The sequence below is a fragment of the Paenibacillus dendritiformis genome, assembly GCF_021654795.1.
Lineage (GTDB): Bacteria > Bacillota > Bacilli > Paenibacillales > Paenibacillaceae > Paenibacillus_B.
Genome location: NZ_AP025344.1, coordinates 4,197,417 through 4,217,370, shown reverse-complemented (window position 1 = coordinate 4,217,370; position 19,954 = coordinate 4,197,417). Strand labels below are relative to the sequence as shown.

At 56.3% G+C, this 19,954-nt stretch carries 16 protein-coding genes and 1 pseudogene; 5 read left to right on the top strand and 12 right to left on the bottom strand.

From position 1 onward, the window contains the following. Nucleotides 1–51: 51 nt before the first annotated feature. From L6439_RS18630 to L6439_RS18620, 3 genes are read right to left on the bottom strand one after another with little or no spacing between them, the layout of a single operon-like run. On the bottom strand, nt 52–1,173 hold the full coding sequence (locus L6439_RS18630) for a Ger(x)C family spore germination protein (protein WP_213471658.1): 1,122 nt from the start codon (nt 1,171–1,173) through the stop codon (nt 52–54). Then, nucleotides 1,173–2,267 (bottom strand): GerAB/ArcD/ProY family transporter, encoded by a 1,095-nt coding sequence (locus L6439_RS18625; RefSeq protein ID WP_237096538.1) that lies wholly within the window; start codon nt 2,265–2,267, stop codon nt 1,173–1,175. Before L6439_RS18625 ends, L6439_RS18630 begins: the two co-directional genes overlap by 1 nt. After that, the gene (locus L6439_RS18620) at nt 2,264–3,739 is read right to left on the bottom strand and encodes a spore germination protein (RefSeq protein ID WP_213471638.1); all 1,476 of its coding nucleotides are present in this window, start codon (nt 3,737–3,739) and stop codon (nt 2,264–2,266) included. Before L6439_RS18620 ends, L6439_RS18625 begins: the two co-directional genes overlap by 4 nt. 146 nt (nt 3,740–3,885) lie before the next feature. Here L6439_RS18620 and L6439_RS18615 point away from each other — a divergent pair, with 146 nt between their 5' ends. After that, nucleotides 3,886–4,188: a LolA-like protein gene (locus tag L6439_RS18615; RefSeq protein WP_168182762.1), complete on the top strand. Its 303-nt coding sequence runs from the start codon at nt 3,886–3,888 to the stop codon at nt 4,186–4,188. A gap of 77 nt (nt 4,189–4,265) precedes the next feature. Here the strand turns inward: L6439_RS18615 and L6439_RS18610 are convergent, their stop codons facing one another. From L6439_RS18610 to L6439_RS18595, 4 genes are all read right to left on the bottom strand, one after another. After that, complete coding sequence (locus tag L6439_RS18610; protein ID WP_213471639.1) at nt 4,266–4,664, bottom strand: PDZ domain-containing protein; 399 nt, start codon at nt 4,662–4,664, stop codon at nt 4,266–4,268. Between the two features lie 92 nt (nt 4,665–4,756). Beyond that, nucleotides 4,757–5,062: a transposase gene (locus L6439_RS18605; RefSeq protein ID WP_213471640.1), complete on the bottom strand. Its 306-nt coding sequence runs from the start codon at nt 5,060–5,062 to the stop codon at nt 4,757–4,759. A gap of 106 nt (nt 5,063–5,168) precedes the next feature. After that, entirely contained in the window at nt 5,169–8,333 is a 3,165-nt protein-coding gene (locus L6439_RS18600; RefSeq protein ID WP_213471641.1) for an MMPL family transporter, read from the bottom strand. A gap of 6 nt (nt 8,334–8,339) precedes the next feature. After that, nucleotides 8,340–8,786: a MarR family winged helix-turn-helix transcriptional regulator gene (locus L6439_RS18595; protein ID WP_213471642.1), complete on the bottom strand. Its 447-nt coding sequence runs from the start codon at nt 8,784–8,786 to the stop codon at nt 8,340–8,342. Between the two features lie 730 nt (nt 8,787–9,516). Here L6439_RS18595 and L6439_RS18590 point away from each other — a divergent pair. Together L6439_RS18590 and L6439_RS18585 are read left to right on the top strand one after the other, a co-directional pair. After that, complete coding sequence (locus tag L6439_RS18590; protein WP_213471643.1) at nt 9,517–9,918, top strand: DNA-directed RNA polymerase; 402 nt, start codon at nt 9,517–9,519, stop codon at nt 9,916–9,918. Nucleotides 9,919–10,254: 336 nt separating this feature from the next. Next, on the top strand, nt 10,255–10,485 hold the full coding sequence (locus tag L6439_RS18585) for an ATPase (RefSeq protein ID WP_237096537.1): 231 nt from the start codon (nt 10,255–10,257) through the stop codon (nt 10,483–10,485). Nucleotides 10,486–10,586: 101 nt separating this feature from the next. Here L6439_RS18585 and L6439_RS18580 read toward each other — a convergent pair whose 3' ends face one another. Beyond that, nucleotides 10,587–11,357 carry an N-acetylmuramoyl-L-alanine amidase family protein gene (locus L6439_RS18580; protein ID WP_420540566.1) on the bottom strand — a complete coding sequence of 257 codons (771 nt, stop codon included), beginning with the start codon at nt 11,355–11,357 and terminating at the stop codon, nt 10,587–10,589. A gap of 146 nt (nt 11,358–11,503) precedes the next feature. Between L6439_RS18580 and L6439_RS18575 the strand changes: the two genes are divergently transcribed. After that, a complete protein-coding gene (locus L6439_RS18575) occupies nt 11,504–11,779 on the top strand; it encodes a YqzE family protein (RefSeq protein ID WP_168182755.1) in 276 nt (91 codons plus the stop codon). A gap of 36 nt (nt 11,780–11,815) precedes the next feature. Here the strand turns inward: L6439_RS18575 and L6439_RS18570 are convergent, their stop codons facing one another. The 3 genes from L6439_RS18570 to L6439_RS18560 form a co-directional block, all read right to left on the bottom strand. After that, nucleotides 11,816–13,018, bottom strand: coding sequence for a phospholipid phosphatase (locus L6439_RS18570; protein ID WP_237096536.1), 1,203 nt, complete (start codon nt 13,016–13,018; stop codon nt 11,816–11,818). A 394-nt stretch (nt 13,019–13,412) separates the two neighbouring features. Continuing rightward, nucleotides 13,413–14,510, bottom strand: coding sequence for a YqhG family protein (locus tag L6439_RS18565; RefSeq protein WP_438822776.1), 1,098 nt, complete (start codon nt 14,508–14,510; stop codon nt 13,413–13,415). A 1-nt stretch (nt 14,511) separates the two neighbouring features. Next, nucleotides 14,512–16,389: a DEAD/DEAH box helicase gene (locus tag L6439_RS18560; protein ID WP_374043229.1), complete on the bottom strand. Its 1,878-nt coding sequence runs from the start codon at nt 16,387–16,389 to the stop codon at nt 14,512–14,514. A gap of 357 nt (nt 16,390–16,746) precedes the next feature. Here L6439_RS18560 and L6439_RS18555 point away from each other — a divergent pair, with 357 nt between their 5' ends. After that, on the top strand, nt 16,747–19,314 hold the full coding sequence (locus tag L6439_RS18555; RefSeq protein WP_213471644.1) for an adenosylcobalamin-dependent ribonucleoside-diphosphate reductase: 2,568 nt from the start codon (nt 16,747–16,749) through the stop codon (nt 19,312–19,314). Nucleotides 19,315–19,795: 481 nt separating this feature from the next. On the opposite strand, the pseudogene L6439_RS29735 reads toward L6439_RS18555, so the two are convergent. Next, nucleotides 19,796–19,911: pseudogene (locus L6439_RS29735) on the bottom strand (IS5/IS1182 family transposase); the annotation flags it as partial. Nucleotides 19,912–19,954: the final 43 nt, after the last annotated feature.

The window sequence follows — 19,954 nt, the reverse complement described above, 5'->3', positions numbered from 1 at the left end:
TTCACTGCTGTACTCTTGCGGCGAATCGGCCCGGCCTCATTAAGGCGCCGCTTATTTTGTGGCGCCCATACCGACGATTTTCACTTTCACCTTCACATTGACAATGGCCTCTTCGAAATAATCCTCCCAACGGTCTTGGATTTTCTTCCATTGCGGATACGCGTGGGCTCTTGCATATATGCCGAATCCAACCGGATCGATGCGCGCCTTTTGCAGCTTGCGAATCAAGTCGTTGAACCGCTGCTCCAGAACAGCGGCGATTTTCTTCTCCATCTCCTCGAACGGCTGCATGACATCATAGGGGAAGAGACGTTCCATGACATAGGCGATCGAGCGGATATTCACATCGAACACAAACCGCCCCTGCGTGTAGCGAGCGCGGATCTTTGTCTTAATTCCTTGAAGGTTGACGCTCGTTTGCTTCATGTCCACGTTGCCGGGTCCTTTTCCCGGAGCCAGCGGAAGATGAAGCGTGAAAGGAAATTCTCCCCTCGTCTTCTTTCGCAATATGTAGAGAAGCTTGGTTTCATCGGAATTGGCCATCATTTTGAATTTGGACGATTTGTCAAGCAACGCGGTGCCGGTCAGCGCCAACCCTTTATCTTTGCGGAGACCGGTTATGCTGGGTGTCATCCCCTTCTCGTACAGATGCCGGTGAAATTCCTGGATGGTCGTTTTCGTGGCCTCGTTCCGTTGCAATCCCGTATCGACCAGCTTCGCCAAATACAAGGGCAGTCGTGGCTTATCCTTGGCCGAGAAATGAATCAAGTCGCCAATCGGTCCATCGAAGTAGATGACGCGAGCGGATACGGTGCTATGGGTATCCCGATAGAACGGATCGAGCAGCTCCGCCCAATTTTTCTCGGCGGCCAGCCGTTTTCCAACGACAACAGCCTGGGTTTTGCCTGCCGTGGTAAGGCCCAGAGCCCGTTTATCGAACTCTTCGCGCGAGTGGCGCAGCGTGGTTGATCGGACCTCGAACTCTTCTTCATTATCCTTGGCTTCCTTCGAAAAAACCGGACTCGAGATCGCCAGCAAAAGGTTGCCTTCCTCGTCCATATCCAGACAGAGCAGCAGCGAGAGTGTCATGTTTTCAAGGGTTCTGTATGTTGTGCATCCTGGAACCGGGAGCAGAAGCATCAGCAGGATGACGGTGGTCACGGCGCGCCCCATCAAGAGATCGCCTCCTTTGGTGTCAGCTTCTGGTAAATTTTTATGGACAAATATAAGAGAAGCGGGAAGAGATAACAGACGACCATGCCGGTATAACCGGCCCATTGCTTATAGCGAAGCGACTCCAGCCAGGAAGGCTTGATCCACGATGCCGCCAGCAATGTTGCGGTGCATAACGCGAGCACATACGCGCCATGGTTCTGCGTTCCGAACACCTTTGCGCCGCTGACGGCGGCTCCGTACAAATACGGCACCAGCGACGTCGAAATGACCAACAAATAGATGGCCAAAAAAATGATATCGAACCGTTCCAGGAAGCGGAACTCGATGAGCTTCAACAGATTCAAGATCGGTTGATTATACTGCGTAATTTCTTCCGGGCTGAAAAAACCGAAGCATACAACCGTGCCGAATACATAAACCAGCATGGTCAGCGTATTGCCGATCACGACGCCTCGGATGGCCAAATCCTTGCGCGTTAAGAACGGATAGGCGAAAAGGATGATCTCGAACCCCAGATAGGCATTTGTCGTGGTCGGGATCGCCTGAATGACCGGTCCCCACCCTTCCCTGAGGACAGGAAGGAAATGGATGAGATACCCCTCGCGCAACGGAAACATAAGCACGGGTGCCATCCAAATCGTCATATAAAACACGATTTCGCAATATCTGGCGATATGGACAATATGCTTCCTCGCCGTAATATAGACTGGAACGAGGAGCATGAGCATAATGTACGGGATCGGCGTCATCATTAGAAACCACGATTTGATGTACAGAATCGTAGTGACAAATATCGACCAGGATAAAAAAGCAAAATGCAGGGCGATTAATGCCAGCATCAGCTTGCCGACCATCCCTCCGAACAACCGTTCCAGCAGATCCGGAAGCGTGTCTTCCGGATATTGCCGCATAACGACAACCGTCAGCATGCTGAACAATATGTTGATCACCCAAGCCAAGATGAGCGAAATCCATCCGTCCGTAGACGCGATCTCCGCGAGCTGGCGGGGAAGGGACAGGACGCTGGTCGCAACCTGAATACCGTGAATCAACAAAGTGAACTGCATGAAGGTGATGCGATATGAATTCACTTCGGGTTGCCTCCTTCAGGTGAATTCTCCCCTTGCCTTTTGAGCTGCTTTGGTCCCGGACCGGTCGGTCGCGTTTTCATCGCCCACAGCGGAAAGCGCAGGAACGTGTCCTTCAAATCGGCATAACGGACGGGAGCCAACGGGCTTCCATAGGCAGTGCCGAGCGATGTCAGGGAACAGAGATGAGAGAGCAGAATCATCGCTCCGCATACGATGCCGATGAAGCCGTACATGAAGGCAACCAGCATCATCGGGAAGCGCAAAAAGCGGATCGCGGTCCCCATATCGATGTTCGGAATGATGAAGGACGCGATCGCGGTCGAAGCGACAACAATAACCATAATATTGCTGACGATTCCCGCCTGAACAGCGGTCTGACCGATTATAATTCCGCCGACGAGCCCTACCGTCTGGCCGATTGGGGCCGGCAACCGGATTCCCGCCTCCCTCATCATCTCCAACGTCACTTCCATGATGAACGCCTCCAGGAAGGGGTGAAAAGGAACCCGTTCCCTCGATTCCGCCACCGACAAGATCAACTGAATCGGAATGACCTCGAAGTTGAACGTAATGAAAGAGATGTAAAGCGACGGCAAGAACAAGGCCAGGAAGAATGCAAAAAAACGGAGCAGCCGAATGAATGAGGCATTCATCCATCGGATGCTGTAATCATCCACGCTCTGGAAGAAGGAGACGAACGTCACCGGGCCGATAAGCACACTCGGGGAACGGTCGACAACCACGACATAACGTCCCTGCAAAATATGGGAAGCGGCAGAGTCGGGACGTTCCGTCATTAACAGCTGCGGAAAAGGCGAGTAGGGGCTGTCTTCGATCAGCTCGGACAACTCGCCCGTATTGATTACGTTATCTATATCCAGCCCTTCGATTCGACTTGTGAGTTCCTGCATGACTTCCGGATCGGCGACATCTTGAAGGTACATGATGGATAACGTGTTTTCTCCTCTTTTCCCGACCTTCAATTGCTTGATTTTGAGCTCCCGGTTCGGGATATAGCGCCGGATAAGGGCGATGTTCTGGGTAGCGGTCTCGACAAAGCCTTGATGGGAGCCTTTGACGGAGGCCTCGATCGACGGATCGGTTATCGACCGCTGCGGCCATCCGCACGTATCGAAAATATAGGCTTCGGACGAGCCTGGCAGGAAGAGTACGCTTTTACCGTTAAGCAGCATCTTCTCCACTTGGCTCATGTCGGATGTCGATTCCACATGGCCGACCGTGACAGGCAGGGAATATTCCGTACTGGACAGTCCTTCAATCAGCGGGTACAGAACATGATTGTTGATGGAATTCAGATCGACCAAGCCGTCGAAATAGACCAGCATGGCTTCAGGCCCGTTCGGCGTATCGACGCTCCGGTAGATCAGGTCGGGAGCTTGCGAGAAGATGGATTGCAGCTGCTGCACATTGTCCGACATCCGTTCATTCACTTTTCCGTATTGTGCTGACATCCTTGCTCACCCTCACCATTGTTCATATGAGAGAAGTCTGGCTCACTCGGAAGGATTTTATGCGAGCGGCAAGGCAAGTAATCGACAGGAACCGGGAGAGGAGAAGCGCGTAGGAAATAAGATAAAGAAAGAAGGAGGGGAAACGGATGAGCAGGGGAGCAAAGATTGGACTCGGCATCACGGCAGCTATCGTCGCGTGTATTGCGTTGATGATCGTCTGGTACTTCAACACGGCGGCGGGACAGCGGTCGTTAAAAAATCTTAAGTCCAATCAAGCCGGCGGGTTGGAGAGAACGGTGAAGGTATACAGCAGTGACGGAACCTTGATTCAGGAGTATGAAGGCAAGATTGATATTAAGGATACGGAATATGGCAATAAAGTTCTGTTTGACTTGGACGGGAAGCGGATTGTCATCTATAATGCGACGGTCGTGACGGAAGAAAAATAAGGCAAAACGCGTGACGGGGGATCCGCAAGGGATGAGCTTGCGGATCTTCATGGCGGCAGCGAGGAGATTGCAGCTGATCAGGAAGGAATGGAGTTCAACTTGGCGCCGAACCGAACCGTAGTCAGCTGCACCTCTTGCCGTTTGCCGTCCCGCAAGAGCCCGAGCTTCAACACCTGTCCCGGACCGATCCGGGTGACCGCCGATTCCAGGTCATCGTATCCGCGTACGGGCATCCCATTCACGTCCGCAATGAGGTCGCCCACGGACAGGATCCCGTCGGCCGGCGTGCCGGCCACCACTTCCACGATAACCGAGCCAGACAGGGCTGCGTCCGCATACGTACGATGGTGCGCCCCGATCCAGATCAGCCAGATCGAGGAGCGGATATCCGTGCCGCCCGCGAACAGCCCCTGCGGATTGGATCGGAGATCGCCCGGTAGATGTCGGTCATATTCTTGCCCTCTATATATAACCATAAGATTATGTGAAGAGTATATCTGAGCGATGGCCCATTGTCTCTATGGTTATATTCAAGGACAGAGCTCTCGAATCGCATTGGGCAAGCTCCCTAGATTCGCCTCTTGTCATCCAGATGGAATGCAAGCTCCCGCAGCAGCCGGTAGGGAATATAGACCCCTATATAAGCCCCGGCAATCAGGAAGGACGGATATAAAAAGACAGCATGGATTTGCGAAGTTAACTGGGTGCCCTGCTTCACCACTTCATACATCACGGCAGCAAAGATCGAGCCTGCCACGAAGAAGCTCAGCACCGCCAATAGATGTAACGCGGTGGCAAGCGCACGATTCCGATGGGCAAGCCCAGCCATCACGAAGGGAACAGCAATGAACGCAGCGATTAGTACGATTTTCACATATATCGCCTCCTTGGAACTACGATTGCCTGACGGGAGAGGGGTTATGCACGAAAAACCGTCCGGAGCAATCGCTTCCGGACGGGGAGAGGGATATATTCAAGTGTTACATCGCGATCCGATCGCGCTTGGCCTGGTCCGCCTGGCGTGCCCGGAACGGCCACCAGTTGGCCGAACCGAACAATTGGACCATGACGGGCACGAAGAACGGCAGCAGCAAAATGGCGTAGAGCACAAGGCCGGACAGAACAACCGTCGCAATCTGCAGCATGCTGAGCACGCCGGACGGATAGAAGGAGGCGAAGGTTCCGCCCAGAATGATGACGGCCGAAATAATGACGGTGCCCATATTTTTCATCGCGTGCAGAATGGCTGCGCCGGCATCCATATGCTTATTTTCGTTGAAGCGGTCCATCAAGAAGATGCTGTAATCGACGCCGAGCGCGACGAGCATGACGAAGCTGAAGAACGGCGTCGGCCAGCTGATGCCCGAGTATCCGAGCATATCGACGAAAATAAGCTCGGTTACGCCCAGCGACGTATAATACGTCAAAATGAGCGAGGCGATCAAATATAACGGCATAATGATGGAGCGCAGCAGAAGAATCAGGATGATCAATATGCCGGCCATCATGAAGATGACGGTACGGGTATAGTCTTCACCGGAGATCTGCTTCAGATCGGCGAAGGTGCTGGATACGCCGCCGATGGCAATGTCCGCTTGTTCCCAAGCGCTGCCGGCCACCGCGCGCTCTGCCGCAGCTTGCACATTCGGCACCTGCCCGATTGCCTCGATGCCGTACGGGTTGACCGAGAATACGACATCGAGCGTCATGACGGTGCGATCCGGCGAGACATACAGATCGATGGCTTGCCGGAAGTCCGGATTCTCCAGCACTTCCCTCGGCACGAACCAGCCGCTGAACTCGCTGTCAGCCGTGCTTCCGACTTCGCTTAAGTAGTGGGAAGCGGAATTCAGGCCGCCGGAGACCTGCTCCAGGCCGTCGATTCCCAGCTTCAGCCCGTCGCTCAGCTGCGTTAATTGGTTGTTCAATTGCTGGAAGCCGTCGCTCATCTGCTGCTGGCCGTCCTCTATCCGGGTCAAGCCTTCGATAACCGAAGGGACCTTGCCGATAATCTGGCCTTGACCATGAGCGGCCTGAGTGAGCCCGTTCTCCAGATCGGACAGTCCATTTATAAGCTGATCCAGTCCGGAGGCAAGCGCCTTCTGGCCCGCAACCGCTTGGGCGTAACCCTCGTTCGCCTGCCTTAATCCGGCGGCCAATGGCCCGAAGCGGCCGCTCAGCTCGCCCAGCGCTCCCGCCAATTGGGCGGTTCCCTGGCCGGTCTCGGTGACGGTGCCGCGAATGGCCAGGTAATCTTCATCGCGCAGCAGAGCCGGATAATTCTCTTCCAGCCGGCCGAAGCGGGTGTCCAGCGACTGCAGCGCCTTCGCGGCGCCGTCGAGCTGCTGCTGCATCTGCTTCAGGCCGGTGTCCGCCTGCTGAATGCCGTCGCCGATCTTCCGGTAGGAGGCGAGAAGCTTTTCATTGGCGGCGGCCAATTGCAAGGCGCTCGCTTGGGCTTGCGACAAGCCGGCCTTCAGTTGCCCGGCGCCAGTCGAGCCGTCCGCAATCCCTTCCTGAATACGGGCCAGGCCGGCATTCAGTTCCCGGATGCCTTCCTTGAGCGCCTTCGTGCCCGCGGTAAGCTGCCCGGCGCTATCTGCCGCTTCCTTGAGCTTTGGCGCGTTCTCGGACAAGGCGCTGCTGGCTTGGGACAGTCCGCTCTTAATGTCTGCCAGGCCTTGGCTCCCTTCGCCGAGTCCTTTTTTCAGCGTCTTGGCCTGCTCGGTAATCTTCAGATCGGGGATAGCCTCCCCGGAAGGCCGGCTCAGGCTCCGAACGCTGGCGACACCGGGAACCTTCTCTATCTCCCGGCTAATCTTTTCGGCCAAGGCCATATACTCGGCGGTATCGATCGGCTTCCCGCTATGAACGACAATCTGGGCCGGAAGCGATTCGCCCGGCTCGAAGCTGTCGGCGATAATATTGAAGGCTTTGACGGAATCGTATTTGTCGCCGATCTCCTCCAGACTGTTGTAGGAGAGCTGTCCGTTATACGTGGCGATGAACGGGATGGTGACCGCGGCCACGATGAGCAGGGCGGCCCACGGACGCTTAAGCGAGAAGGAACCGACCGCTCCCCAGGTGCGGCTCTCTTTATGTTCAAGGGAGCTGTTCCGGCTCGGCCAGAAGATGCGGGTTCCGAATACGAACATGAAGAACGGAACGATCGTGACCAAGGCAATCAGCATAACCGCGATGCCGATCGCGACGGCCACCGCCGACCGGTACAGAATGAATGTGGACAGACCGATGGCGGTGAAGCCGATCAATACGGCGAGCCCGGAGAATAGCACCGTCTTCCCGGCCGTCCGGTACGTCGCGATAATCGCGCCGCCGATATGTTCGTGCCGCGGCACTTCCTCTTTGAAGCGGCTGAGAAGCAGGATGCAATAATCGGTTCCGATCCCGAACATAACGGCGACCATGAAGATCTGCGTGAAGGTAGAGACGGGGAAGTTGGCCGAATCGACCAGAAAAGCAACGATCGACTGCGAGATCAAATAACTGACGCCGACTGCCAGCAGCGGGATAAGCGGGGCAACGAAGGAACGGAAGACGAGAATGAGAATAATAAGAATGAAGGCGACCGTAAAGTATTCCGACTTCTTCAGACCGTCTTGCGAGCTCTGAATCGTATCCTTGTCGATAGAGTGCCTGCCGGTCATATAATGCTCGACCTTGACGGACTCCAAATCCTTGTGCATGCGGCTGATGGTGTCGTCTATGGAATGACCGCCGGCCGCGACTCCGATGGAGGTCAGGACCGTCTTGCCGTCCCGGGAGACCAGCTTCTTCTCCAACTCCGGCTGAGCGTACGGATTCAGGATCGACTCGATGCCCAGATCGGCTTTATGCTGCTCCAGGCGCTGTATCGTCTCTTTGATTTCGGCGATTTCATCGGCCTGCAGCCCGTCCGGGTTATGGAAGACGAGCGCGATCTGGGATTGTTCCTTGACGCCGTTCCGCGCAGCGGCTTGATCCAGGATAGCCTGGGCCTCCGTCGAGGAATACCCGTCAGGAACGGTGATCGTCCCTTTTTCCTTGACCAGATCGTTCAAGGAAGGGGCGACAATCATCAGGCCGGCTGCCGCGATGATCCAGACGGCGATAATCGCCCATCTTGCCTTCAGGATAAGATTCATGAATCGCTACTCCTCTCTCTTGATCAGATAAGCTAATTTTTCGAAGGTACTGATGAAGGCCTCCACTTCCCGCTCTTCGAAATGAACCAAATAGGAAGATACCATGTCCTGCACCTTCTGCTCCGCTTCCTTCAGCACCGATTCCCCGCGGGGGGTGAGGGAGAGATACACCTGCCTGCGATCGGATTCATCCCGGGCGCGGTCGATGAGCCCGCGATCGGCCAGCCGGGTAATGATCGCGGTGATCGAGCTTTTGCCGACGAGAAAAGCATCCGCCAGCTCGGTAGGATTGCAGCGGCCGCATCCGTTGATGAAGAGAAGAATCTGGAATTGCTCAGGCGTCAATTCTTCCTGAATGGCGTCCCGGATGTCGGCGAACAGATGCTTCGTTACATCGAAGTAGGCAGCGATATAACGATCAATCCATTGCTTGGAATTGGAATTCGAATTCAATGCGTTCTTCCTCCTCAATGAGTGTATGCACGGCAGAGTTGTCTATATTGTTTCATCATAAAATAGTTCGATGATAAAACTATATGCCGGGGTCTGGCGAATGTCAAATTCATGACGCGGAAAAAATACGTCCTAACGAATCTAACTCTTGAAAAGAGAAGCATCCCTTTGTATAATGATGATAATGATTATCATTTCTAATTATGTTTGCGTACATTTTGGATGAAGCCGGGGTGGAACGATGATTATTTTGCAACAGGTCATGACGGCAGCGCTCTTTGTCGTGGCTGGGATATGCCTTTACATGTGTCTGAAGCAGGATCGGAGAACAAGGAAATCCCCTCAATAGGAAGCGGATTTCCTATTTTTCTTTTTCATTTATATTTATTGACATTTCATCAATGAAGGTTTATACTTATAACTTATAATCGTAATTTCACTCTCCTACGCATTTTTACAATCTTACACACCTTGCCACATCTCACTTCGGAATCACCCTTATCTGCTGCCCATTCCGTCTGTCATGCCACCAAGTTTGTTGTAAGGATAGCCGCTACGCTCGTTGAAGCTCACGATCGGCGAGTCTGTTTCATCGTGTTCCATTACGGTTACTATGATGAAGTGAAGAATATAGTCTATCGCAAAGGGGACTGTACACAACGACATTATTTTGAGATTTCCTGCTGGCAGCAGAGCGTCCGGCAGGTTGAGAGGTTTGGAGGTAATACAAATGAATACGCAATTCGTGCACAATTGGTTGAACCATTTGGGCGGATACCGGGCAAGCCGCGCGATCAACGAACGCCGCTTGAGCTACCGGATGTCCTACATCCAGGACGCGAAGCGTCCAGGCACGCGCCGGGAGCAAGAGCGCATTCGCCATGCGATCTCCCGTGCGAAGGAGCAAGAGATGATATTCCAGGAGGCATGCGCGCGACTGCCTGTCCCATACCGCGAAGTGTTGAACAAACGGTATTTGCAGGACACGCGCGGCATCGAGCTGGATATTATCTCGGATGCGGTTGACGCCTTGACCCGCGTCTTGACGGCGATGGAGCAAGCGGGCACGATACAATATCGTATCGTCGAAGGCTATGTCATTATGCACCGTGTTCATCAACGGACGGCGTAATCGCTGTTTCACCGCGGAATGATGATGCAACCGGGCTTTTGGAAAAAAACGATTGATGCAATTCACGTCATTCACTGTACATGGAATTTTCGAACAATTGGATATGGACCTGTCATCTCACGGATGGGTAAGCCCTCCGTTCATGCATTTCATTCTACACGATTGGGTGAACAATAATCATGATTCAGGAACACTGATAACCCCTTAGGATAACGACATCCTACAGGGGTTATTTTTATGGTATCCGGCTGGTCGCCTCCGGTCAGGATAGGCTTGGCGCAAATGACGCATAGTAAAGATATGCAGAATCTGGTCCACAGCTATGGAGGGATGATCATGAAAAAGGGGATTGGAAAACGGGCTAAAGAAATATTGCGGAAATTGCTGCAAGGCAGAGGGATGAGACGTCTTGCCATCGGCCTCGCGCTGCTGATACCGGCAGCCGGATATGCCGGAGACGCTTCGGCATGGCCGGATGGGGAACAACGGCCTCTACAGTCCTTGAATGCCGCGAAGGAAGGCATTCCCGCTTCGCCCCGGCATGCGTCAGAGAACCGCGAACGATGAGGCGTTCCAACATGCGTTCAGGGAAGGAGAAGCGGCAGATGCGTCCGCCGTATCCTGCGCAAAGCGCCGGAAGGAAATCGTTCCTCCCGGCGCTTTGCAGATCAACATATGGCGTGATAATGGATGATCGCATCGCAGATTCGGGCCGCAATCTCGGTCTGCCACCGAGGATCGGTCAACATATGGCGATCCTTCGGGTTGCTCAGATAACCCAGCTCGACGATGACAGCCGGCAGATCGACGTGCTTCAGCAGATAGTATGTCTTCCCAAGCTCGGGAAGCGTGCGCGTGGAGAAGAGCGGGTTCAATGAATCCTGGAGGAGGGAAGCCAGCAAGCGGCTTCGGCCTTCGCTCTGATGCAGGACGAGGGGGCCGGTCGCCTTCGGCTGCTTGGACCAATTGACATGAAGACTGATGAACATCGACACGGGCACCTCCCTGCTCAACTGCCTTCGCTGCGCCAAGTCCTTTGAATGACGCGAGCGCGAGCCGGACCAGCGGTTATCATCGCTGAGGGCATAATCGCCGGTGCGGTTCAGAATGACGGGAACGCCGCGCGCCTTCAGCAATAAATAGAGCTTGCGGGCAATGGCGAGGTTGATGTTTTTCTCCAAAATATCCCCGTAGCTCGTTCCGCCGTCAACCCCGCCGTGACCCGCATCAATCAGCACGTGCGGGGAAGGAAACGCGCCGCTGTAGACCGGGGGTCTGTCAGGAGCCGGCCAAGCGCCGGCCGCTTCGGGAGTATGGGCATTCCTGGCGGCCTCCCGCTGCGCGTAAGCAGGGAGGGGCAGGAATGACGCGCCTATAAGCACTGCTATGATGGCATGCAGCCATCGCCCTGTCCTACGGGACCGCAGGAGATTAGCCATATCGCGTGAACCACCTTCATTGTATGGAATCGATTGTTCTTATCGTGCGCAATAAGACATGGCTTCATTCCGAGGCGGGGCGCGTTTGGCCGGGTAGGGAATGGGGCACACTAACATCCATCAGGGACAGGATGGAGGTGGCCGTCATGGCCAAAGGTCAAGACCTGATTAAATACATTACGCAGCAGTTTGTCACCTATATTGACACTCCTGTCGAGGCCCGGCGCGAACGCAGATTGGAGCGCAAAAACCGCGGCAAGGAGCCGTGGCAGACGAAATGGTTCGGCATGGTGCCGTTCAGCGTGCAGATGTGGGCAGGGAAGTGGAGGCAGGCGGGGCGGCCGTTCCTGCGTCGGGCGGCTCGTCTCAAGCTGGTGCGATGGCGCAAAGGGCCTCCGCAAGATGAAAAGGCACACTCTTGAGAGCAGAGGGTGCCTTTTTGTATGCCGATAACCGGATTAGGATTGCGGGATGAAGTACCCGTTCGCAAGCGCGTCTTCCGCCGGAATCCAGCGCATCGCTCCCATATCGGAGCTGGATATAATAACATACTTGGGATCAGCCTGAGCGGCAGCATCTCCGGCCGGCTCCCATCGCTGCATTCCGATATAGGCGAACGGCATCTTCATATCGAGCCCGGCGCGCTGCTGCACATAGACCCACCGCTTCGTCTTGTAATCGGCCGGGGCCCCGGATTGCGGCTTGGGAAGCTGGTGCGGGCGCCGGGCCATCCACAATATATTATGATACGGGTCGAACGGATCCCGGTAAGAGCTCGGGCCCGGAACAGCCTCTCCAACTTCGCGGCTCCTGAGGGAATGGGTCTCTTCCCGCCCGGTAACGCCCTCCAGGAGAAGGGCAGGTGCGGCATTCTCCGTCGATGGGGCCGCGCTGGAGGCCATGACCGCCCGAAGCTCCTTGCTCCATGGCGCCGCCGATCGCTCCGGTTCGAAGGCAGGAGGCAGCCGCTCTCCGGTCTGCGCATCAATCCATTCTACCGCTCCGCTGCTCCATTCGAGACGCCACACTGTTAGCAGCGGGTCGAAGAAGTAGGGCTCAATATCGGCCAATACGTCCTGGTCGGCGGAAGAAGCCGCTTCATCCGCTTGCAGCCGATGGGCCAGCGCTTGATGCAAGGTCGTCTCCTGGTACGGCATGGCACTGCCGCGCCCATATTCCGCGAGCCGGATCCCGCCCTCCCCGGTCGCTTCCAGAATCATATATCCGATCTGCTCCTGGCCCGATATGACGCGCACGAGCCACCCGTGCATCCCGGGACTGAGCGGAATGGTCTCCAGTCCGGCCTCGCTCCAGTCGGTGAACGGTTCGTTCTTCGCCAATTGCCGCTTGTAGCGGTCCGCGATGTCCCGCACCGATTGCGCTTGCGCGTTCCTCCCCAGGCTGCCCCCCGGATGATGGTGCTCCGCTGCGCTCCGTATTCCAATCAGCATCGCCGAATAGCGGCGTCCATGCGCTTCCTTCGGTTCGACATAAGCGGACTGCGCCTTCGGCAGGATGACGGGCGGCTGCTCGCCGCGAAGCGGGTACAGCGAATCGGACGCGGCCAACACCGCGAACGTGACTCCTCCCGCGGCGAGCGAGGTCAGCGCCGCCGTCGTCATCAGACTGGCCAATCTTGTCCACCAAGGCGTATTTTGCATCTCCAACACCTCTCTTGGCTATGACATTCCAATAAGCTTGCCGTCTTCTTCCGGTGCCGTGCAACGGTCCGGGATATGTATACGTTAATACCCGTCGGGCTCCATGTTTCAACCATTTCATTGTAAGGGACAAGCTATAAAAAGGCTGTCGGAACAGGGGATGAGGCTCCTTGTTATGCCGGTTCTATTTTTGCCGCAAAATGGCAATTCGCCGCGCATTATAGCCGACTGCCGCGGACATCGCGCCGCGAGAATCTGACAAGGCCCGGGGGAAGCGGAAGGCAGAGGAACAAGGAAGCTTGCCGCTGCCTTTGAATGATGCCTTTCTACGGTTCCTTGTCAGCAAGTCCCAGCTTCCCTGCCGGTCCCGCGCCGGCCGCTCCTCAGGACCTCGCTACGGGATCAGGGGGACGTGAACGAGCCCGGCATTAATGAGACTTACTTGAATTCGCGGCTCGAACTGCCACCGCACTTCCTGCTGGCGCACCTCGTATTGCTCCTCGATGCTCATGGGCCGCGCCTCTTCCTCCCCGCTTGCCGGCGGGACGGGCGCTTCCTCTTGTCGCATGCGGCCCGGCCCCTGTTGGCCCGCCTCGCGAATCAGCGGTTCATAGTAGGAGGCGAGGCGGCTCAATTCCTCCTCCAGGCGGACGCTCGCTTCGCGCGCCCACGTGTCGTCATGGCGGGAGATGATCTCTGCGAGGTGCTCCTCTACATAGGTTAATGCCGCCGGCAGCGACAGTCTCCATGGCAGCACATGGACATGGGGCGGGAGCTTCGGCGTGACATCCATCCGCAGCACCTCCTCCATATAGTCGAGGCGCATTTTGCCGCTGACGAGCGAGATGCCGTAGGAATGGATCTCCTCGCGCTTCAGGTCGCAGGCGAACTCCAGCTTGAAGTTGAGCAGCAGCCATGTCTCGTATGGGGCGGATTGCTTCACGCGGCGCCCTCCGCGAACGCCGCCGGCGGCCGGCGGCTCCACGAACAGCTGTACGAACCGGCCCTCCGTATGGGCCGCCTGCATAATCTGTTCGAGGCGCTTGCTCCCGTACGTGACGTCGTCGCGCGGGATGCGCCCGGGGCCGCCCCCGCCGCCGGTGAAGGCGGGCGCCACGCCGAAGTAGCGCCCGAGCACGGACTCGCCGGGCGCCGCTTGCGGAGCGGCTCCGGCGGCGGCGATCGGGCCGGTTCCGCCAGACGGGGCGGCCGGCCCGGGGGCGGCGGGCGCAGGCGCCGATCCATAGGAGACGGCGCGCGGCGGCTCCGGCGGCATCGCGGCCGGATCGAACACGAACGTGAAGCGCATCGTCTCCGCTTCCGCTCCCGTGCGATCGATGAAGCCCCAATAATAGGGGCGGTTCGTCAGCACGCGATCGGCGCGCTCGGACAGCTTCACGGTCACATGGGCCGGCGACTTCTCGAGGATGTGGCACTCCGTCGCCTCCAAATAGCGCAGGACATAGTCGCGAACTTGCTCGGTGTTCATCATGTCAAGCCTCCGCTTCCGTACTGATCTGGTCCAGCAGTTGTCCGAACGCGGATTTCGGCTCGCCGTCCGATTCGGCCTCCACTTCCGCCCGGATGGCGTTGAGGGATTCCCCGAGATGCTCTACATGATGGCGAATCTCCTCGTCGCTCCCCGCCTCCAGCAAAATGCGGGTCAGGCTCTTTTCCAGGGAGTCTTGCTTCTCGAACCGCTCCAGGATCATATCAAGGCGGCCGATGACCATCTCGAACATATTGATTTTTTCATGCAGGAGGTTCAAAATATGCTCCTCGATCGTGCCCCGGGTCGACAAATTGTAGATGCGCACATCATTCATCTGGCCGAGGCGGTGCACCCGCCCGATTCGCTGCTCGACGCGCATCGGGTTCCAGGGCAGGTCGAAATTGATCATATGGTGGCAAAATTGCAAATTGATGCCCTCCCCGCCGGCTTCGGTCGCGATCATGACCTGGGCCCGGCCGCGGAACAGATCCATCATCCAGTCCTTCTTGCCCCGGTTCATGCCGCCGCTGTACGGCACCGCCACGATGCCGGCCTTGCGGAAGTACTGCAGCAAATATTCCTGCGTCGCCCGGTATTCGGTGAACACGATCACCTTCTCGTTCGTCTGGCGGATAATGTCCATGGCCGCCTCCGCCTTCGTGTTGGACGTAATCGCCTTGATCAGATCGACCAGATCCCAGATATGATCGCGGATCGGCGAATCCTCGGGCAGCTTCTTGGCCAGGTTGACGAGGGTCAGGAAGACCGCATCGCGGCTGGAGCACACTTCCCGCTGGAGCGTAATCAGGGAGAACATGCTGCCGATATCGCGGCCGTTCATCTGATACTGCTCCTTGATGAAGCGGGTGACCCCTTCGTACAAGGCCTGCTCGTCCGGGGACAGCGTCAAGGGCACATTGCGGACGATGCGCCGCGTGAATTGAACGCTGCCTTCGCCGCGCCGGTTGCGCACCATTACCTTGGACAGCTCGCCCTGAAGCTGGCCCTCATTCTTCGGAAGGCGCTTGTCTGCGACGAAGTTGCTGCTGAATTCGCCCTGCGCGCCAAGCTGTCCGGGCTTGAGAAGGGTGATCAGATTGTACAGCTCGTTCATATCGTTCTGGACCGGCGTGGCCGTCAGCAGCAGACAATATTTTTTGCGCAAATGCTGAATGAACTGGTAGTTGGTCGTCTTGCGGTTTTTGAGCTTATGGGCTTCGTCGACGATGAGCATGTCGTATTCCTGCTCCATCAGGATCGATTTATGCGGATCGCGCTTGGCGGTATCCATCGAGGCGACGACGATGTCGGATTGCCATTGATATTTTTTCTTCTGGGCCACCGCCGCGATGCCGAACTTGTGATGCAGCTCGCGCACCCACTGCAGCACCAGGGAGGCGGGGACGAGAATGAGCGCGCGCTTGACGAGGCCGCGTATCAAATATTCCTTCAGCACGAGTCCGGCCTCGATGGTCTTGCCCAGGCCGACCTCGTCGGCGAGAATCGCCCGGCCGCGCATCTCGTGCAGCACCTTCTTGGCGGTCTCTACTTGGTGGGGGAGCGGCTCTACATTCGTAATATGGGTCAGGCATTGCAGCTCGTCGAACGCGCGAATGCGCTTGGCCTGCTCCGCCTCATAAGCCAACTGGAACAGGGTCCAGTCATCCCAGGGGCCGTTCTTGTCGATGCGGGCCGACAGGTCCTCCAGCCAGCCGCGATCTGTCGCGATAGGCAGCGAGCCGGATGCCGCGGGCGAGGACAGCGGCCAGGAATGCGCGGCGGATCGCATAATATGGCCGCTCGCCGGGCTGACCGGGCCGGCCAGAGCCGATGGCGGCGGACCGGCCAAGCCGTCATGCGGCTGCTGATGTCTGTTCATCCTCTCGACCTCCTCTATAGAGGTAGTATGGACGTTATTCCAGGCTTTCATAACCGGGTGCAAGACGGGATCGGGGTGCCGGCAAGAGGGGCGGGACCCGGAGTGCTATGCGTTCCTCTGGAAAAAGCAAGAGACAAAATAGAGAGATTGCTAGAGAAAAACGAAGCATGGTGTTCCCCGGTTCTCATCCATTCGCTATATTTCCTTTTTTCTTATTAGAAATTCTATATGTAGTATAGTACAATGATTTTCGCACACAATATATTGTGGAAAATACATACATTGTACAATGCTTCAATTGTCGTGTGCGGTGACAATCATTCAAGTAGCGATCACTATATAGGAGGTTGTGTTCTTTTGAATACGGGGCATAAGCAGCGCTTGGAAGGCTTGAGCGAGAAAATATTTTTGGATCGGTACGCATGGAAGGATGCGGACACGAACAACGCCAAAGTAGGGGATGTCGTCCTGGTACTGACCAAAGACGATCCGAAGTTCCCGGCGAAGGAAGTAGGGGAAGTGGTAGCGCGCGACGGCCGCTTCGTCTCGGTTAAGCTGCGAAGCGGAGAGGTGGTTCAATCCACGATCGAGAAGCTGACCTTGACGATAGAGAAGACGCCGGAAGAAATGTGGGACCGGCTGGCGGCTGCGATGGCATCGGTAGAACCAACCCCGGAAAAACAACAGGAATGGACGGAGAAATTCCGTTATATATTGGATGACTGGAAGCTTGTCCCTGGAGGGCGGATCGCGGCAGGGGCCGGGGCAAGCGAGGAATTGACGCTGTTCAACTGCTACGTGATCCCATCGCCGAAGGACAGCCGCGGCGGCATTATGGAGACGCTGTCGGAGATGACCGAGATTATGGCCCGCGGCGGGGGCGTCGGCATCAACCTGTCGTCGCTTCGTCCGCGGCGCGCGATCGTCCGCGGGGTGAACGGCTCCTCCAGCGGCGCCGTCTCTTGGGGCGGCTTGTTCAGCTATACGACCGGATTGATCGAGCAGGGAGGCAGCCGCCGCGGCGCGCTTATGCTGATGATGAACGACTGGCATCCGGACGTCGTCGATTTCATTACGGTGAAGCAGACGATGGGCCAGGTGACGAACGCGAATCTGTCCGTCTGCGTCAGCAACGCCTTCATGAAGGCGGTCAAGGAAGATCTCGATTGGGATCTGGTCTTCCCGGATACGTCCGATCCGGAATATGACGAACTGTGGGACGGAGATCTGGAGACATGGAAGAAGGCCGGGAAGGCGGTTATTCCTTACCGCACCGTGAAGGCGCGGGAAATCTGGCATACGATTATCGAATCGGCGTGGAAATCGGCCGAGCCGGGCGTCGTGTTCATGGAATATTACAACCAGATGTCGAACAGCTGGTATTTCAACCCGATTATCTGCACGAATCCATGCGGGGAGCAGGGCTTGCCGGCCTGGGGCGTCTGCAACCTGTCCGCGCTCAATCTGTCCAAGTTCTATGACGAGGAGAAGCATGATGTGGCGTGGGACGAACTGTCCACCGTGACGCGCTATGCGGTGCGCTTCCTGGATAACGTAATCGACAAGACTCCATACCATTTCGAGAAAAATAAAGAGAATCAGCAGAACGAGCGCCGCGTCGGCTTGGGATCGATGGGCTTGGCCGAACTGATGATCAAGCTGGGCATCCGCTACGGCAGTCCGGAATCGCTGGAATTCCTCGACAAGCTGTTCGGCTTCATCGCGCGCGAATCGTATCTCGCGTCGGCGGATATCGCAGGCGAGAAGGGGGCGTTCCCGGCATTCGAGACGGAGCCGTACCTGCAGAGCGGCTTCATGAAGAATATGCTCGAGGTGTATCCGGAGGTCGGCGAAGCGATTCGACGTCAGGGCATGCGCAATGTGACCGTCATTACGCAGGCGCCGACGGGCAGCACCGGCACGATGGTCGGCACCTCGACCGGCATCGAGCCGTACTTCGCCTTCAAGTATTTCCGGCAGAGCCGCCTCGGCTTCGACGAGCAGTTCGTGCCGATTGCGCAGGAATGGATGGACGCGCATCCGGGCGAGGAACTGCCGGATTACTTCATTACGGCGATGGATCTGTCCGCCGAGGATCATATCCGTGCGCAGGCGGCCATTCAGCGCTGGGTGGACAGCTCGATCTCGAAGACGGCGAACTGCCCGAACGACTTCACGGTGGAAGAGACGAAGCGGCTGTATGAGCTGGCCTTCGATCTCGGCTGCAAGGGCGTGACGATCTACCGCGACGGCAGCCGCGACGTTCAGGTTCTGTCGACCGACAAAGGAGACAACAAGGAGGACGGCCGGACCGAAGAGGCGGCACCGGCGGCAGAAGCGCCGGCCGCTCCGGCGGGCGCACAGGCTGCCGCGCCGAATAACGGCGGGGGCGGCAATGTGTACAAGCGCCGTCCGCAAGTACTGCGCGGCGCGACTTATAAGGTGAATACGCCGTTCGGCATGGCTTATATTACAATTAATGATATGAACGGCATTCCGGGCGAGATTTTCCTGAACGTGGGCAAGGCCGGTTCCGATGTGTTCGCGATGGCGGAAGCGCTCGGCCGCGTCTGCTCGCTGTTCCTCCGCTACGGCGATCACGGCAACAAGGTCGAGCTGCTCATCAAGCACTTGAAGGGCATCGGCGGCTCTGGCGCGATTGGCTTCGGCGCCAACCGCGTCGAGTCGATTGCCGATGCGGTAGCCAAGGCGTTGGAGATTCATCAGCAGGAAGCGCTCGGACTCGGCGCCGAGACGGACCCGGCTCCGATCGCCGCGACGATCGAGGCCCCGGTCATCGGGCTGAAGGAGAGCGGCAGCGCATCGGCCTCGCGCGACCTGTGCCCGTCCTGCGGCACCGCCTCGCTCCTGAACGTCGAAGGCTGCAAGACCTGCGCGAACTGCGGTTACAGCCGCTGCTCGTAGAAGACGGAAGTCCCCCTGAATGGGGATATATATTGTGATTCTGCATAAAAGACGAGAATGAATTTATGCTTAATAGGTCAGAATATTTCGTCACATATATTGAAAATTAGAGTTATATACAGAATTACGAATATTTATGCAGAGATGAATGCAACTGTATGTTTATAAGCTCAAAAAAGCCTGTACCGGCAATGTTTGCCGGCTACAGGCTTTTTGAGCTTTTTTAGTAACTCGTCAATTCAACTAAGTATGAGGAAATCTTACAGTTTACGGGTACGTTATTCCGATCATACCTTTTGCATGCATTTGTTGCCTGGTGCAGCTTAGTTACTTCACACTCTATTATTTCTTGAACGGAGCATTGTTTTGGTCCCATTTTCAAAAATGAATCCTTAGGTTTTGATTTATGTTCTTTCCTTTTCACCTTTTTTGGCGTCTTACTGCCCTTTTTTACTGTTGGTAGCGTCTTATCCTGTTTATTAAGATGGAAGCGTAGCGGATTGCCAAGTCCGTCTCTACAACGGCATGAATCTTGCTGGTTAAGCCTTCGCGTGATCGTCCGATGGGTTGGAATCGCTGCCCCCTTTTGCCCCCGCGCATGTTGGTGAACACGAACGATGGAGGCATCGAGCATAACACT

Coding starts and splice junctions, on each gene's coding strand:
- L6439_RS18575 (WP_168182755.1), top strand. CDS start 11,504: ATGGCCAAAGGTCAAGACCTGATTAAATACATTACGCAGCAGTTTGTC.
- L6439_RS18585 (WP_237096537.1), top strand. CDS start 10,255: ATGAAAAAGGGGATTGGAAAACGGGCTAAAGAAATATTGCGGAAATTG.
- L6439_RS18600 (WP_213471641.1), bottom strand. CDS start 8,333: ATGAATCTTATCCTGAAGGCAAGATGGGCGATTATCGCCGTCTGGATC.
- L6439_RS18560 (WP_374043229.1), bottom strand. CDS start 16,389: ATGAACAGACATCAGCAGCCGCATGACGGCTTGGCCGGTCCGCCGCCA.
- L6439_RS18580 (WP_420540566.1), bottom strand. CDS start 11,357: ATGGCTAATCTCCTGCGGTCCCGTAGGACAGGGCGATGGCTGCATGCC.
- L6439_RS18620 (WP_213471638.1), bottom strand. CDS start 3,739: ATGTCAGCACAATACGGAAAAGTGAATGAACGGATGTCGGACAATGTG.
- L6439_RS18630 (WP_213471658.1), bottom strand. CDS start 1,173: ATGGGGCGCGCCGTGACCACCGTCATCCTGCTGATGCTTCTGCTCCCG.
- L6439_RS18570 (WP_237096536.1), bottom strand. CDS start 13,018: ATGCAAAATACGCCTTGGTGGACAAGATTGGCCAGTCTGATGACGACG.
- L6439_RS18590 (WP_213471643.1), top strand. CDS start 9,517: ATGAATACGCAATTCGTGCACAATTGGTTGAACCATTTGGGCGGATAC.
- L6439_RS18610 (WP_213471639.1), bottom strand. CDS start 4,664: ATGGTTATATATAGAGGGCAAGAATATGACCGACATCTACCGGGCGAT.
- L6439_RS18565 (WP_438822776.1), bottom strand. CDS start 14,510: ATGATGAACACCGAGCAAGTTCGCGACTATGTCCTGCGCTATTTGGAG.
- L6439_RS18615 (WP_168182762.1), top strand. CDS start 3,886: ATGAGCAGGGGAGCAAAGATTGGACTCGGCATCACGGCAGCTATCGTC.